This window comes from Streptomyces sp. NPDC005017, assembly GCF_042873115.1.
Lineage (GTDB): Bacteria > Actinomycetota > Actinomycetes > Streptomycetales > Streptomycetaceae > Streptomyces.
Genome location: NZ_JBIALD010000008.1, coordinates 49141 through 65082, shown reverse-complemented (window position 1 = coordinate 65082; position 15942 = coordinate 49141). Strand labels below are relative to the sequence as shown.

Here is a 15942-nt window from a genome sequence, read left to right as displayed (position 1 = left end):
CTTGGCGCCGGGCCCGGTTGGCCAGAACCCCCAGGCCAGGCGGTCGAGGTCTGGAACGTCGGTCTCCTCTTTGGACGTGATGCGTTCCGTACGCCTTCCAGGAAGCCAGGTTGGTCTGCTCGCTCATCAAGCGGCCTTCTTCGATGGTCGAGAAGTGTGGAATCAGGGGCGCAGGGCGAAGCAGGCCAACCGGTCGAGGTCCACGGTTTTCACGGTGGACCAACGCCAGGTGAGGAGTTCGACGTCGTGTGCGGTGATGCCCAGGCTCTTGAGGGGGTCGTCATCGGTGCGTCGGTCGGCAAGTTCGGTGACCACCCAGAAGGTCCCGCCGGGGGCGAGGACCTGACGGACCCGGTCCAGGAAGGCGCCCTTGTCGGTGATGAACCGGTATACCAGGCGGCAGGTGACCACCGCGTAGGCCGGATCGGGCAGTTGGTTCAGGTCGTCGGTGGCGAAGTCCATGACCTGGAAGTGGACGTTATCGTCCGTGCTCGCGGCGATGGCGGCGGCGCTGGGTGCGCAGTCGATGCCGGTGGCCCGGTAGCCGAGGTGGTCGTGCAGGTGGCGGGCGAGGGCGCCGTCGCCGCATCCCACATCGAGCGCTGGGCGAGCGCGGCCGGGACCGAGGTGTTTGGCGAGGAGTTGGGTCTCCTGGTCGTTGATCTGCCGGTAGCGGCGGCCGGAGGCCCACAGCGGCTCCCAGTAGGCCCGGGGGGACTGGATCACGTGTCTTCCCCTTCCGTGCGGTAGGCGTCTCGGTCTTGCTGCAGGCGCCAGAGGTCCTGCATCAGTCCGGGCTGGTTGATCAGTTCGTGAAATGTGCCGGTCTGTACTACGCGGCCCTTGTCGAGGACGAAAACTCGGTCGGCGACGGAGGTGTTGGCAAGGTTGTGGGTCACGAGCACGACGGCCCGGTCCCCGGCCATCTCGCGTAGGCCGGTGAAGATCCGGTGCTCGGCCCGAGGGTCGAGGTCCGAGGTGGGTTCGTCCATGACGAGCAGGCCCGCGTCTCGGTGTGCGGCCCGAGCGACGGCGATGCGCTGCCACTGTCCTGGGGACAGGGCCACGCCGCCCCACCACTCTCGGGCCAGCAAGGTGCCCAGCCCTGACCGAAGGGTCTTGATCACGTCGTCGGCTCCGCTGGCCCGTGCTGCGCGCTGGACGGCCAGGTCGCCTTCGGGGCGCGGCTGGCCAAGGGTGATGTTCTCGCGCGCGGTCATGGGCCAGCGGGCGAAGTCCTGTGGCACCACGGAGGTGTGCCGCCACATCGCATGCGGGTCGAGGTCGGCGATGCTGATGCCGTCCCAGGTGACGACCCCGCTGGTGGGCAAGTTGAGCCCGGACAGCAGTTTCATCAGGGTCGACTTGCCGGAGCCGTTCTCCCCGACGACGGCCACGATCTCGCCTTGGCGGACTTCGAAGTCGATGTCGTGGAGGGTGTCCTGGGCGGCCTCGGGGTATCGGAAGGTGACCTGCCGCAGGGCGATGTGCCGGGGCCGTTTGGGGGTGATGGTGCCGCGGTCCAGGCGCTGGCCGGCGGCTTCCTTGACGAACCGCTCCCAGTCGTCGAGGTAGAGCCCTGTGCGCAGCAGGTCCCGGCCGTAGCCGACGAGTCCCTGGAGTCCGGTGGCCGCGGAGCGCAGCGCGAATACGGCGGTGCCGGCCGCTGCCGCCGAGATCCGGCCGGTCCCCAGCAGCAGGAGTACCGCCCCCCACACTGCCGAGGACGCCAGCCCTGTGGCGGCGGCGCCGAGGGCGGCGATCTTGGCCCGGTCCCAGGTGGCGGTGTTGCTGGTGGTTTCCACCCGCTCCGCGCTGGCCTTGTACTTCTCCAGCAGGTAGGGGGCCAGGGTGTCGGTGCGGACCTGGTCGGACTGGTCCTTGGCGATCAAGTGCCAGCGCAGCATGTACATCACGCGCCGGTCCTTGTGGGTGGCGACCGTCGCCAGGTAGGTGACGCGCTCACCGCGGATGGAGGCGATCGCCTGCGGTACGGCGGCCAGGAGCAGCAGAGGCAGAAGTAGGGGGTAGAGGCTGGCCAAGACCAAGCCAGCGGCGATCAGGGTGGCCAGGGAGGAAATGTAGTTCTGGGACTGGCCGATCATGTCCCGGCTGACGTCGACTCCCCTCTCGGCAGCGTCGAAGCGGTCGTTGAAGCCCGGGTGGTCGTAGGCGGCCTGTTCCGCGTTGGTCGCCGCTTCCAGCATCTTGTACTCCGCCTCGCGGCAGATGCGCGGTGAAAGCCGGTTGGACAGAGCTTGGATGGCGATGCCGAGGAGAGCCCGCAGTCCAGCCGTCCCGGCGAGTAAGGACACGGCCGGAATCGCCGCGGGCAGCCGACTCGTATCGTGTGCCGTCTCGATGAGCACCGAGAACGCCTTCGTCGTGGCGAACAGCCCGAGCGCCCCGGAGACCCCGGAGACGATCTGGCAGGCCAGCAGGGCGACGACGGCCTTGCGATCGACCTCCCAGGCTAGGGAGAAGGTCCTGCGGATCAGTGAGGGAAGCCGACGGGCCATCGTGCGTCCGGTCAGCAGCTCGGCCAGCTCCAGGCTGTCCCCGCCCGGGTGGTTGAACGCAAGTTGTTCCTCGCCAGCGGGCACCGAATTCGCGTCGTCTGTCTCGCCGTTGTCGCCGTGCAGCCTATTGGTGGTTTCCGTCACGGCCTGTCTCTTTCCTTCTGCCACAGGGCACTTGGGCTGGCACCAGACGGCCCGCCCGTCACGACAGGGGCCTGGCCGCCTGGACTCGGCGTGGTCGCCGGAAGGGCGCGCAGGGAACGCACCGGGGAGAGCGCCAGGACGAAGACCGGGAGGAGCAGGAGAACGGCGCCTGCGATCAGGGCGCTGCGTACTCCGTGCAGGGTGCCGATGACTCCGGCGATGCGCGACGGCTGGTTTGTCACGAGCAGCCTCCGTCCGTAAAGAGGCTGGCGAACGCGTCATCGAGGTCGGAAAGGCTGTTCAGCATGCGGCGGATGGCGGTTTGCCGCTCGTTCCAGTGCTGCTTCAGGTCGGCTTCCGCTTCGGGAGGAAGGTCGTATTCGGCGGTGGTGGCGCCGTAGAAGCTGAACAGCATGTACAGCAGTGCGATCCGGGCGCAGGCTCGTACTTCCACCAGGGGGAGGCTGGGGTTTTCTGCGTGGTAGGCGCTCACCATCGCCAGGGCGCAGGCGTCCCATTCCGGACTGGTGGCCACGGTGCGCGGATCGAACGCGGCCCGGCCCAGTTCCCAGGCCGGTATGCCGGTTGCGCCCCGGAAGTCGATGACACCGGTGACGGCATCAGCGAGGACGATCAAGTTGGTGCGGCTGAGGTCAGCGTGCAGTGCCTGCTCCACCATCGTGTCGGGCAGGTGCTTCCGTAGCCGGTGGACGTGATCCTGTAGGTCCTCCCGCCGCTGATCGAGGTCGGTCCGTAGGTGCTCGAGACTTTCATGCCCCTGCTGCAGGGCCGTGGCCATCACGGTGTCGCATTTGGCGACCGCGTCCTCGACCGTGCCTGTCCGCCAGCGGGACTGCTGCACGCGCTGCGGCAGCGGGTAGGCGGCCAGCACCCGGTGCATGCGTCCCATCACCGTGCCGATATGTCGGGCGAGGGGCACCGTCATCGCCGAGGAGGTCACGCGGCCGGGCGCCTCGTCGACCACGGCCCAGGCGCTGCCCTGCGCGATCGTGATGAGGTTGCCGTCCTCGTCGTCCCAGACGCGGGGGATGGGAAGGCGCGCGGCTCGGCAGTACTCCGACATGTCCCATGCGGTGCGGGCTGCCTCCAGGTCCGCGTTCGTCCGGTACTCCTTGACGAACAGCCGTATTCCGTCGTCGGTCAGGACCCGCCGGTTGATCGTGTCCGTGCCCATGTGCACCGGCTCGACCACGTTCACGACGAGCCCGTAGCGCTCCTCCAGCACGTCAGCTGTCACCGCCGCGTCCCAGTCCGCCTCGCTCATCCCCGTCACCGGTCCGTGGAGGAGGGGTGGCGCGCGGTGAGAACGGTGAATGTGTTGTCCTCCACGAGGAACCCGCCCTCCGTGAAGCAGACCAGGGCCTCGGTGAGTGCCGTCTCGAAGGCATCCTGGCGGTCGCCGAACAGGTGCGAGGCCGCGAACGAAGTCGAGTACAGGTAGCCAATTACTTCGGCGATGCTCCATTCGCGGCGAACGGGGATGGTCGCGGTGGTGACCTCGCAGAAGGCGGATGCGCGCAGCACTTCCTCATACGGCGGCCCGGGCGGGCCGAAGACTCCGTCCCCCGCTCGCCGCTGCTCACCGAGGAACTGCTGGACGACGGCGCGCGCGGCTTGCTGCCAGGCACTCTCGGCGGTCCACAGGCTGCGGTCGCTGAACACCGCAAGCACAGCGCCGGGGCCCACGTACTCGGCCAGTCGGTCGAGGAAACGAGGCCGGTTGAGCCAGTGAAAGACACGGCCACAGGTCACGAGGTGCGGCTGCCATCCCGTCGGCGGTTCGAAGTCCTCCGCCAGCGCGTGCCGGAGCTGCAACCGCTGGCCGCCGGAGAGCGCGGGACGGAGTACGGCCTCAGCTTCGGCGCACATCGCCTGGTCGGAGTCGACCGCGATCACCTCGTCGAAGTACGGGGCGAGCGCGCTGGCAACGAGCCCTGGGCCGGTGCCGATGTCCAGCAGACGCCGTGGAGAAGCCTCGGGCGCCTCGTGGGCGAGAAAGGCGGCAAGGTCGACTGGGATGCCGGGGCGGAAGCGCCGGTAGTAAGAGGCAGTTCCGGCAAAGGCGTTCACGAACCCCACCCGCCCCACATGCGCGTGCCGCTCTCCTGACGCAGGTTCTCCAGCATGGTGTGGGCCTCGTCGACGAGCCCGATGTCGCGATGCGTGATCCCCCAGGACAGTGAGTCGAGCGCGTCCAAGGCCGCGTACGCCCGGCATGCCGCCAGCTCCTCCTCGGTGAGCCGGCGGCCGTATCCGTGGTGGACGGCGGCAAGGAGGTCGGGGCGTTGCAGAAGGATCCGGTAGCGCAGGCGGCTGAAGTCCCGGCGGGCAGCGGGCTGGAGTTCCGCCCGCTCGAAGTCGATGATCCGAAGCCGTTGCTCGGTCTCGTCCCACATCCAGTTCTTGGGCATGTAGTCGCCGTGCGCCGCCACCTGCGGCAGACGCGGCGGTGGCTCCTTGACGATCGAACGCACCATCGCGATCTCGTGCTCCGGCACGTGGGAGGCAGCATCACCCAGTAGCTTCGCAGCCGTCGCGTCCCACGCCTCCTCGCTCACATTTGTGGTCGGCTCGTCCGCCGCCGCGGTGTGATGCCGGGCCAGGAGTTCACCGGCCTGCTCATACGCCTTGCGCTCTTGCTCGGCCGGCGGCCGCAGCGTGTCCAGGCTGAGCCCGGGCACCGCGGTGACCAGGACGGTTCGCGTCTCCGCGTTCGAAGCGATGAGCTCGGGCGCACGGTCGGCGCCCAGGGAGACCGTCCACTTCTGGTACGCGTCGACCTCACGCCGGTGCAGCTTCGGGCCGACGTGCTGCTTGGCGAACCATCGCTCGCCGCGGAGTCCATCGATCTCCCAGAGGGATGGTCTGATGTCGCCGGGCCGGGGGTGTTCGGCAACCACGGTGTAGGTGCCGGTCACCGATTCCACCAACTGGTGGAGTGCGCGGGGCATATCGGTCACGTTTTGGTGCGCCCTTCCATTGGCCGTGGCACCCAGTCCGATCACGAAACGTGGTTGATTGGGTGCTCTTGGTGGTCATGCAGGGATGGGGAGTGTGCCACGGGGGACTGACAACAGGTCTGCTCGTCATGTAGGGGCCGGGGCACGAAGGACCGTGCCAGAGACCATTTCGACGAGGGACTCGTCGATGACCCCGTACGTCCAGCCGAGCGTCACCAGGTGCGGGTCGTTGTGCGCCCGGACACGCTCCCGGAGAGCTCTGATCCGCTGAAGGGCTTCGTCGCGGCTGATACGAGCACGGTCCGCGTAGTCCTTCGAGGCCGCACCGGTGGCGATCATCCGCCACGTCTCCGTCTCTGCGTCCGAGAACGTCTCCGGGAAGACTGCCTTCCCGGGACGCTTGAGCTGCCCGGTCACGTAGCACGCGTGGACGACGGCCGCCCGACCGCTTACCCCGAGCTTCTGACCGCAGTGCTTCATCTGCACGTTGATCGTCCCGGCGGTGATGGTCAGCTCGGATGCGATCACATCGGTGCTCTTGCCCTCCGCGACCTTCTGCGCGATCCGAACCTGCGCGGGTGTGAGATCGAGGTACTTGGCGGGCGGGCGCGCCGGTCGTGCACTCACGGGAGTTCCAGGTCCTTTCCTTCTTGGTGGCTGACGATCAGGCCCGGGCCAGCCACCTCTGCCGCTCGGCATCGGTGACCAGGCGCTGCTGGTGGTCGAGTTCCAAGCGGGCGAGATGGGCATAGTGCTCGACCACTTCGGTGCCGAACGCGCTGTGGACCAGGGCACTTTCCTGGAAGGCGGTCAGGGCGTCAGCGAGGGTGGGCGGCACAGGGGTGCCGCCCCCGCTGTAGGCGTTGCCGGCCGCTTCAGGGCCGAGGGCGAGTTGCTGCTCGATGCCGTAGTCGATCGTCGCCAGTACCGCGGCCAGGGCCAAATAGGGGTTGGCATCCGCGCCCGGCACACGGATTTCCAGATGGAGGCCCTCTCCATGACCGACGACGCGGACAGCGCACGTGCGGTTGTCGTGGCCCCAGTGGAGCATGGTCGGCGCGAACGAGCCGGGCGTGAATCGCTTGTACGAGTTGACGTTCGGGGCATAGAACGGGCCCAGCTCCGGCAAGCCTGCGAGCAGCCCCGCGATTGCGTTCCGTCCGATCTGGGACAGCTCGTATTCGTTGTCAGGGGCGTGGAGTTGGCTAAGGGCTTTCGACCACAGTGAGACGTGCAGGTGCAGGCCGTTGGCCCACCCGGTCTCTGGGGCCGCCATGAACGTGGGCGCCAGTCCGCTGCGCGTTCCCAGCGTGCGCACCGCGTGCTTGAACAGCAGGTGCCGGTCGCAGGCGGTGAGCGCGGGTCCGTACGGGAAGGTCACCTCTACCTGGCCGGGGCCGGCCTCGGTCTTGATCGCTTCCACGGGCATGCCCGCCCCGGCCAGTGCCCGCTGCAGGCGGCGGAAGAACCGGTCGCAGGCGGGGTCGTGGTCGAGGGCGTAGTCAAGATTGTCCATCGTCACGGGCCGCAGGCCCTGGTACCCGGCCCGTTCCGCTTCCGCGTACGTGCCCTGGTAGATGGTGAGCTCGGTCTCGATTCCCGCTTTGGCCTGGAGGCCGTGCCGTGACAGCCGGGTCAGCTGCTGATGGAGGATCTGGCGGGGCGCGACGTCGATGGGGGTTCCGTCGTGGTGCACGGCGTCGCCGAGGACGATGGCGGTGCGCGGCAGCCACGGCACCACGCGCAGGGTTCCGAGGGCCGGCTGAACGGACAGGTCCTGGTAGCCGCTGTCCCACGAGGTCAGCTTGAAGCCGTCCGCCGGGCTCATCTCAGCGTCGGTGGCCAGGACGTAGGCGCACATCTCGGCACCGTGATGCGCGACGCGCTTGAGGAAGTGGTCGGCGTCGTACCGTTTTCCCTTCAGCCTCCCCTGCAGATCGGGAACGGCTAGCAGCACGGTGTCGATCGCGCCGCCCTTTACGAGGTCGCGCAGGTCGGTCAGGGACAGGGCCTTCTCCGAGCGCGCCCCCGATGCGGAAGCCGCCGCTACGGCCAGGCGCGGGGCTGTGCCGTTGCTCGTTGTGGTCATCACACGACCTCGTCTTCGTACTCGCCTGCCGAGCGGTCGAAGTTCTGGGCCGGCACCTCGTACTTGCTGCCTTGCTTGTGCCACCACCCCCACGCCAGTGCGAGCACGACGATTAGGGCCACCGGCGCGTAGTTGAACGTGTCGACCGTGGCGAGGGCACCGCCGTCGGGGCGGGTCTGGGGCAGACAGAAGAGGACGGTCACGAACATCACCCAGATGACGGCGATTGTGCCCACCATTACGCCCCAGCTGCCCAGGTTCCACGGGCCCGGCCTGAACCGGTGCCGGTTCTTGACCCGCAGGAAGATCGGGATCGCGTACGCCGGGGTGATGCCGATGACGTTGATGCTGGTGATCGCCGCGTACGCGACCGGGCTGTACAGACTCGGCAGCGCCAGCACCGCGGCGCACACCACGGACAGCAGCACCGCCTTGCGGGGCGTGCCGGTACGACGATCCACCTGCCGCCACAACGGAGAGCCCGGCAGTGCCCCGTCCCGAGAGAAAGCGAACACCATCCGGCTGGCCGCGGCGGTCTCTGCGTTGCCGCAGAACAGCTGGGCGACAATCACGACCAGGAGCAGCGCCTTCGCCCCCGCCATGCCCAGGGCGTCGAGGAAGATCTGTGCTGGCGGCACCCCTGTCGCTGTGCCCACGGTGCCCGCGTAGTCCTTGATCGCGAAGGTGAGCCCGGCCAGCAGCACGAACCCGGCCAGCCACGACCAGCCGATCGCGTGGATGATCCCCCGGGAAGCAGACACCTGGGCGTCCGTGGTCTCCTCCGACAGGTGCGCGGAGGCGTCGTAGCCGCAGAACGTGTACTGGGCCAGCAGCAGACCCAGCACCGCCACGTACAAGGGGCTGGACCAGCCGGTGTTGTTGACGAACTCGCCGAACACGAAGTCGGCGGACTGGTGGTGGGAGGGCACAATCGCCAGCGCGCCGACGATCACCGTGACGCCGGCCAGGTGCCACCAGACGCTGATGCTGTTGAGGACGCTGACCAGCCTGACTCCGAACAGGTTCAGCGTGAGGTGCAGGGCGAGGATGCACAGGAAGATCACCATGATCTTGCCGGGTGTCGGCTCGAAGCCCCACTGCAGGTTGAGGAAGGCGCCCGTGAAGAGCGCGGCCCCGTAGTCGATGCCGGCGATGGCGCCGAGCAGGCCCAACAAGTTGAGCCAGCCCGTGTACCAGCCCCACTTCCTGCCGCCGAGCTGCTCTGCCTGGTAGTACAAGGCCCCGGAGGTCGGATAGGCGGACGTCACCTCGGCCAGTCCGGCGCCGATGAACATCACCATGGCGCCCACGACGATCCAGCCCCACAGCATCACGGATGGGCCGCCGGTGTTCAGACCGAACCCGTAGAGGGTCATGCAGCCGGACAGGACGCTGATGACAGAGAAGCTGATCGCGAAGTTCCCGAACGGCCCCATACGCCGGGTCAGCACCGGCTCATAGCCGAGCTCCCGCAAATACGCGTCATCGGCCTTCTGGGGCGCCGCGCGATGGCTGTGGTTTAAACGGGACACAGGACAACCTCCAAGATTGAGGGAAGGCGGAGATCGATGGGTTCATGCCAACGGAAGGAGTTGGCAGCCGGAAGTCGCTTACGGATGCGGACCGGCGCGCCTCCCGTGGGAGCGGGCGTAGGAATAGGACTCGGCACGTGCTCGAAGCAGTAGCGCTTCGCCGGGATCCGGTCCTGCGGCTCTTTCGTGCACCGAGGCCCAGGGCTCACGAGCCGCGTACGGGTCCACCGCCGCGAACACCTCGGCGGCTTCCAGATACTGATGTCCCGCCCACAACGCATAGGCGAGACAGTGCAGATCGGCGACCGAACACTGCTCACGGGACGTCTTGCGGAACCAGTCATGGAAGGCGTTGAGCGTGTAATCGAGCGTCGACTCGTGCGCCCACTGCCGCCGCCACAACGGATCGGCGTGCGATCGGCGTCGCTGCTCGATCTGCGCGTACGCGGGCAGAAGCAATAGCGGAGACCCCACTGGCCGCTGTGATGCCACCCATCGTCCGAAGTCGAAGACCGCAGCCAAGGACGCGGCTTGAGGCCCGTCAAGGGCGAGCAGGAACTGCAGCACACGGTGGTAAGCCTCGCGGTTGTACGGATCACGCTGGTTGACCTCGTAAAGCAACCCCCAGGGTCCGCTCGGCAGCATCGGCTCGGCCGGCGCCAAGCGGTGCTCATGACGCAGCTGCCGGGTGTCGATCTGCGCCAACGCCACAAGGCAGACCCACGGCACGGGATCCTGCGGCGCGTGACGAGCCGCCAGCAGCACCTCGCGCCGCGCCCTGAACTCGAATTCCAGGGTCGCTGGATGCCGTTGGCGGTGTGCGCGCAGCGCCCGCTCGACTGCGACGCGAGCACTCATCAGCTGCGCGTTGTAGTTTCCGGGCTCTTCGTCGAGCCATACCTTGACCACATCCGACCGAGCTGCTGCCACGGCCAACACTTGGGTGCGCGATGTCCGCAGTGCCCAGTGCGCGCCCGTATCCAGGAGCAGCTTCCCGGTCGTTCGCCAGCGGCCTGCCTCTAGCTCTTCCAAGGCCACGCGTAGGTCGTCGTCGTGGCCGGCCGGGTGATACACGAGAGGCATCACGGACCCTCGAATCGGGAACGACGACGCCCCAAAGGCGGAACACCGCTGCTCTTCTGAGGCACACGACCAGCGCGATGCGAGGTGGATTTCCAGTTGGGCGTGCATGTCATCAGAGGCCTCAGAAGAATTGGGGGATTGAGCCGCAGACGGCAGGTCGTGCCTTCAGACAGGGGGAGTGACTGCTCCGGCTATGGCGCTAACTGCCCTAAAAGCGGATCTGACCGACCATGTCCGCAATGTTGGTGACGAAGCGGTTGATGCTCGGAGCCATCGATGTACTCGCCAGAAAGAACCCGAAGAGAGTGCACACGATGGCGTGCGCCGCATTCAGTCCGCTCTTCTTGACGAAGATGAAGACGAGAATGCCCAGGAGTACGACGGCGGAGATGCTAATGGCCACCGGGCACCACCCACTGGCCCGGCGCTTCTGCCGGGTGAGGTGCGAGAAGCGGGCCGTGGGAGGAGGCAAGCGGGCCGCGGCCCAACCTTGGTCGTCTGGCGGGTGACAACGTGGACTCCGATAGGGGGATCAGCGACAGGTGCGCGTACCCCGTAGCGCGACGAGCAGCAGGCGGACCGAATGATCAGGCTCTCGGTGGGTTCGTCGCCACGTCGTGCTGCGGGACTCCAACCCTGGCGGCAAAACATCCTGCGCACACATTCCGAGGGTGATATCACTTGTGTAATTCCGGATCCACCAGGAGTAATTGAGGTTGCGCACGCTCACTCGCGGGGAGGCTTGACGTGCATCAGCAGCCGTTGCGTAGCTGCGATCGCTGTGGTGGCCAACTGAGCAGCTACAACACTGACACCCTGTGCTTCGCATGCTCTCGCTCCCGCGGCACCGAACAGCACTTCCCCGTCGTGCCGGAATACGTTTGGTTCGACCCAGACGTTCGCGACGCGCTCGCCGCTTGGGACTTCGGCCAGGCCTGCCGCCTGATTCGACTGCGCGGCTCCCTGCGGCAGGACGACATGGCCCAACTCACCGGCCTCAGCCAGGCCTTCCTCTCCATGCTGGAGGCGGGCAGCCGTCGCCTCACGAACATCGACAAGATCGTCGAGTTCCTGACGGGGCTGGATGTGCCAGCCGAGCTCGTCGCGCTCCCCCTCCCACAGTCCAGAGCCAACGCGTTGCAACCGCCCCGGGACCAGTTCGCTGGTGACGCCGATCCGACCCTGCCCTGGACAACGGTCCGTATGGTGGCAGCACTGGATACTGCGGTAGGAGACAGCACGATGGAACGTCGACGATTCCTCACCGCAAGCGGCATCGCCCTCACCGCCTTCGTGAACGCATGGGACAGCACCGAAGCCGAACCCCTCCGCCGCGCAGCAGGGGGAAGCCGCCTCACCAACGAACTGCTCGATGGGCTCCAGCGCACCACGGACAGCCTGCGGACGATGGACGCGAGCGACGGCAGTGGCACCGTTGCCAGCCTCGCAGACCGACACCTTCAGTTCCTCAGGCACCTCATGGTCTCCACGTCCTACGACGAGGCAGCGGGGCGGCGACTCGCGGCGATCACCGCCGACACGGCTACTCAGACGGGTTGGTTCGTCTTCGACTCCGGTGACCGCGACCGACCACTCGGCTACCTGTACGCCGCACTGCGCGCAGCCAAAGCCTCACAAGACGTCCGGCTCGGCGCCGGCGCCCTGTCCTACATCGCCATCCACGGGTACTCCACCGGGACGCCGCACCACGCCGTCACCGCGGCACGCCGGGCCCGCGACAAGATCAAGAAACTCGGCACTCCAGCACTCGAAGCCATGCTGCTGACCCGACAAGCCCGCGGTCACGCGAAACTCGGCGAACGCCACGCTGCCCTCACCGCGCTCGGTCAAGCCGCTGAACTCTGTGCCCAGGGGCGCTCCGAGCATGACCCGCACTGGCTGTACTGGATCAACGAGGGGGAGATCCACGGACAGGCCGGCAGTTGCCACCTGGACCTGGGCGATCCGCGAAGCGCCGTCGCCAGCTTCACCAAGGCACGGCAGGCCCTCAACTCAGGAGACCACCGAACCAGGGGCCTGTTCCTCTCACGTGCCGCAACCGCGCATATCGCGCAAGGCGATGTTGAAGCCGGGTGCGCTACGGCACACGAGGTCCTCGACCTGGCGGAAACCCTTCACTCGGCTCGATTCGACAACCACGTCACGAGCATGATTCGCGAACTCCAGCCGGTTGCCCACAACGCGTACGCTCAAGATGTACTGGAGCGACGTGCCGCAATGGTGGCGACAGGGAGCCGAACTTGAGCGAGGCCCAGCAGATCCTCGTGCTGTGGGACATCGACCGCACTCTGCTGTACGTCGGTGACGTCGACCGGCAGGTCTACCGAGAGACCTTCGCTGAGATCGTCGGGCGCCCAGCAGAGCGACTTCCGGCCCGGGGAACCGGCGTCACCATGCCCCTCGCGATCCGATCCCTGCTCCTGGACAACGGCGTCCGCGAGGCGGATGTGCCCCACCTGCAGCCGAGGATGGTGGAACTCCTGCCACAGCGCCTCGCCGCCCACACTGAAGATCTACGCGAGCAGGGCCTCCTGCTTCCTGGCGCCCTGGCTGCTCTCAAGGCGGTGCAGGCCCAGCCGAGGTGCGTCTCGACCGTCGTCACAGGAAACCTCAGGCCCAACGCGCTTCTGAAGCTCGAAGCGTTCGGCCTGGACGGGTTCCTGGAGACAGAAATCGGCGGATACTCCTCCGACAGCGACCACCGTCCGGTCCTCGTTGGCGTCGCACAGAAGCGCGCTCAGGCCAAACACGAGGCGGCTTTCACCCGCTCCAACACGGTCATCATCGGCGACTCCCTCGAAGACGTCCGTACGGGACTTGAGGGAGGCGCTCCCGTGATTGGGGTCGCCTCAGGGAAGACTTCAGCTGACGAGTTGGCGTCGGCCGGAGCCGATGTCGTCCTGGAAAGCCTCGAAGACGTACCGCAGCTCCTTGACGCGATTACGGCAGTCACCGTCGAACGCCCCTGAGGCGACCCGCAGTTCCTCTGACCTGCCCGTATCACTTTCGTGATACGGGCAGGACCATGTCCGCACGTACGCTGGCGCGCGCAGACGAGAAACGGGGGTGCGATGCGAAAGCACGCTCGGGCTTGTGCCGGTTGCGGGTGCCGATTGAGCCAGTACAACCTGGAAGACCGGTGCGCCGCGTGCGCACGTGGGAAACGGCTCGTTGCCCGCCCTGGACCTCACGTCCCAGACGAGGTCTGGATGGACCTCGACGTCCAAGCAGCCATAGCCGCCTGGGACTTCGGTCGCGCGAGCCGCCTCATCCGAGACAAGGCAGGTCTCCGGCAGGATGACATGGCGTTCATGACCGGGTTGAGCCAGGGCTTTCTGTCGATGCTGGAAGCCGGGAATCGCCGCTTGACGAACATCGATAAGGCCGCACGGTTCTTGCAGGGCGTCGGAGCACCGGACGCTCTGCTGGGACCACCGTTTCGTGAGCACTCAGCGCTTTCCACACCAGCCCACGCGCCACAGCTCGGGCATGGCCGCAACGGCATCTGGCCAGCGGCAAGCGACACCACGAACTTGAACGAGTTGGCAGCGCAGGCTGCTGCGCAGTCGCTGCAATTCACCGATGAGATCACGAAGAGCAATGTGAGCGATGTGGAACTTGAGCGACTTGAGTCCGCGCTCACCCAAATCGCGGTCGACTACGTTCACGCTCCGCTGCACCAGGTCTTCACCGACCTCGTCGCGACCCGAGACCGCCTTCTTTTCCTGCTCGGCGGCCACCAACCGCTGGGCCAGACCAGCGAACTACTCCTCCTCGCTGGTACGAGCTGCCTCCTGCTCGGCCACGCTTCACAGAACCTCGGTGATGAAGATGCGGCGGTCGCGCAGCTCCAGGCAGCTTGGACGTTTGCCGAGCAGGCGGACAACAACGACCTACGGGCTTGGGTGAAGGGCACGGCCGCCCTGATCGCCGAGTGGTCGACCCACCGGCAAACGGCTCTCGACTACACGCGACAGGCGATCCGGCTTGCGCCCGACGGTGAGACTCGGATCCGAATTGCCGCGATTGAAGCGAGAGCAGCAGCGCGAATCGGAGATCGCGGTACGGCCATGGCCGCTCTTCAGGAGCTCCAGCGTGCCCGCGAGCAGAAGGCGGCCCCGGACGCCCTGACCCGGTTTGGGGGACTTCTCACCTTCCCCGAAGCGAAGCAGGAGTACTACATGGGCGGAACCTTCGCCCTGCTCGGCGAGCATCAGCGGGCCGAAAAGCATGCCACCGCAGCGATCGAGTTGTACGAGAGCGGGCCGAGGGAACACCGGTCGTACGGTGACGAGGCTTTGGCCCGCCTGGACATCGTGACAGCGCGTATCGTTGCCGGGGAGATCGAGGGTGCCGGCGAGCAGCTCCAGCCTCTCCTGGAGCTTCCGGCGAACCGTCGTATCCGGCAGCTAGGCGACGCCATGGGGGGAGTAGCTAGGCTTCTGGAAGAACCGCGGCTCGCCCGTAGCCGAGTCGCCCGCGAGCTAGCGGACGCAACCCGCGGCTATAAGGCGATCGACACCCCAGCGAAGGCCCTTACTCCATGACATTGACGGTCTCACCTGAGTCGGCCGCCCGCCTGGCCTGCCGGGCGTCCGGATTGGCAGACCGATCCCTCACTCAACTCCACCATCACGCCACGTCCGTTTTCCTGCTGGCTGATGAAGGCGTCGTCGTTCGCGTCAGCTCCGACTCGCAACAACGGCAGCTCGAAACTGCCGTGCCCCTCACTCGCTGGCTCGTCGCCAACGACTTCCCGGCGACGGAGCCTGTAGACGTTCCGCAACCAGTGGCATGCGCCCCGTATGTCGTCACGTTCTGGCGCCACTACCCGCAACCTCCGCGTAAAGCGCCGTCGGCGGGAAGGCTTGGCGATCTACTGCGAGCCCTCCACGCCTTGCCACCGCCGCCGGTGTCCCTGCCCCAGTACCAGCCGCTCACATCTCTCAAGAGTGCTGTGGATTCCAGTACCTACCTGGAACAGTCCGAGCGCGAGTGGCTGGCTGCCCGGCGCGAGGAGCTGCTGGATGCTTATGGAAAATTGGAGTTCCCTCTGGGCCAGGGACACATCCATGGTGATGCGTATCCAGGCAACACCCTCTGGGACGAACAAGACGCCAGGCTCTGTGATTGGGACGAAGCAGCCGTGGGCCCCCGCGAGCTCGACCTGGCCAATACCTTCCAAGGAGTCCGCTTCGGACGGACCACTGCAGAGCTCGATGATTTCAGCCTTCGGTACGGCTACGACATCAGGCAGTGGCCTGGTCTGCCCGTTCTCTGCGAGATCCGGGATCTCCACACCCTCGGTTCCTTCATTCGACGTGCGGATCAAGGGGACGCTGGTGCTGGCCGACAGTTGTCGCACCGCGTTGAGACCCTCAGAAATTCCGATGGCCAAGCCCAATGGGGTGCTGCCTGAAACGCTTAGCCGTCGGAACGAAGGATGGAGACTGAGTTCGGCTCGGTCATGGAGGCTCGGCGACCCAACGGGCGCGTGAGCAGGCCAGTCCGGCGGACGAAGTGCCGACAGCTGATGGCCTCGCCCTCGACGTCGAGCGTGCGCCCGACTGTGC

Annotated in this window: 14 protein-coding genes; 4 read left to right on the top strand and 10 right to left on the bottom strand. The window is 66.8% G+C overall.

Going from position 1 to position 15942, the window contains the following annotated elements:
* Positions 1-162 precede the first annotated feature (162 nt).
* The 10 genes from ACFYR0_RS14365 to ACFYR0_RS14320 form a co-directional block, all read right to left on the bottom strand.
* On the bottom strand, positions 163-726 hold the full coding sequence (locus ACFYR0_RS14365) for a class I SAM-dependent methyltransferase (RefSeq protein ID WP_389326446.1): 564 nt from the start codon (positions 724-726) through the stop codon (positions 163-165).
* Positions 723-2663, bottom strand: coding sequence for an ATP-binding cassette domain-containing protein (locus ACFYR0_RS14360; RefSeq protein WP_389326443.1), 1941 nt, complete (start codon positions 2661-2663; stop codon positions 723-725). Before ACFYR0_RS14360 ends, ACFYR0_RS14365 begins: the two co-directional genes overlap by 4 nt.
* Before the next feature lie 238 nt (positions 2664-2901).
* Positions 2902-3948: a phosphotransferase enzyme family protein gene (locus ACFYR0_RS14355; protein WP_389326440.1), complete on the bottom strand. Its 1047-nt coding sequence runs from the start codon at positions 3946-3948 to the stop codon at positions 2902-2904.
* 5 nt (positions 3949-3953) lie between these two features.
* Complete coding sequence (locus ACFYR0_RS14350) at positions 3954-4754, bottom strand: class I SAM-dependent methyltransferase (RefSeq protein WP_389326437.1); 801 nt, start codon at positions 4752-4754, stop codon at positions 3954-3956.
* Entirely contained in the window at positions 4751-5635 is an 885-nt protein-coding gene (locus ACFYR0_RS14345; protein WP_389326433.1) for a phosphotransferase, read from the bottom strand. Before ACFYR0_RS14345 ends, ACFYR0_RS14350 begins: the two co-directional genes overlap by 4 nt.
* Before the next feature lie 135 nt (positions 5636-5770).
* The gene (locus ACFYR0_RS14340; RefSeq protein WP_389326430.1) at positions 5771-6271 is read right to left on the bottom strand and encodes a LuxR C-terminal-related transcriptional regulator; all 501 of its coding nucleotides are present in this window, start codon (positions 6269-6271) and stop codon (positions 5771-5773) included.
* A gap of 37 nt (positions 6272-6308) precedes the next feature.
* Positions 6309-7733, bottom strand: coding sequence for a glutamine synthetase family protein (locus ACFYR0_RS14335; protein WP_389326427.1), 1425 nt, complete (start codon positions 7731-7733; stop codon positions 6309-6311).
* On the bottom strand, positions 7733-9265 hold the full coding sequence (locus ACFYR0_RS14330; protein ID WP_389326424.1) for an amino acid permease: 1533 nt from the start codon (positions 9263-9265) through the stop codon (positions 7733-7735). Before ACFYR0_RS14330 ends, ACFYR0_RS14335 begins: the two co-directional genes overlap by 1 nt.
* Positions 9266-9343: 78 nt before the next feature.
* On the bottom strand, positions 9344-10348 hold the full coding sequence (locus tag ACFYR0_RS14325; protein WP_389326421.1) for a hypothetical protein: 1005 nt from the start codon (positions 10346-10348) through the stop codon (positions 9344-9346).
* 208 nt (positions 10349-10556) lie between these two features.
* Entirely contained in the window at positions 10557-10751 is a 195-nt protein-coding gene (locus ACFYR0_RS14320) for a hypothetical protein (protein ID WP_186280963.1), read from the bottom strand.
* A 344-nt stretch (positions 10752-11095) separates the two neighbouring features.
* Here ACFYR0_RS14320 and ACFYR0_RS14315 point away from each other — a divergent pair, with 344 nt between their 5' ends.
* The 4 genes from ACFYR0_RS14315 (at position 11096) to ACFYR0_RS14300 (ending at position 15788) form a co-directional block, all read left to right on the top strand.
* The gene (locus ACFYR0_RS14315; protein ID WP_336246640.1) at positions 11096-12613 is read left to right on the top strand and encodes a helix-turn-helix domain-containing protein; all 1518 of its coding nucleotides are present in this window, start codon (positions 11096-11098) and stop codon (positions 12611-12613) included.
* Entirely contained in the window at positions 12610-13338 is a 729-nt protein-coding gene (locus ACFYR0_RS14310; protein ID WP_389326418.1) for an HAD family hydrolase, read from the top strand. Before ACFYR0_RS14315 ends, ACFYR0_RS14310 begins: the two co-directional genes overlap by 4 nt.
* 240 nt (positions 13339-13578) lie before the next feature.
* Positions 13579-14916, top strand: a complete 1338-nt coding sequence (locus tag ACFYR0_RS14305) for a helix-turn-helix domain-containing protein (RefSeq protein ID WP_389326416.1) — start codon at positions 13579-13581, stop codon at positions 14914-14916.
* On the top strand, positions 14913-15788 hold the full coding sequence (locus ACFYR0_RS14300; RefSeq protein WP_389326413.1) for a phosphotransferase family protein: 876 nt from the start codon (positions 14913-14915) through the stop codon (positions 15786-15788). The genes ACFYR0_RS14305 and ACFYR0_RS14300 overlap by 4 nt, the downstream gene beginning before the upstream one ends.
* The last annotated feature ends 154 nt before the right edge of the window (positions 15789-15942 follow it).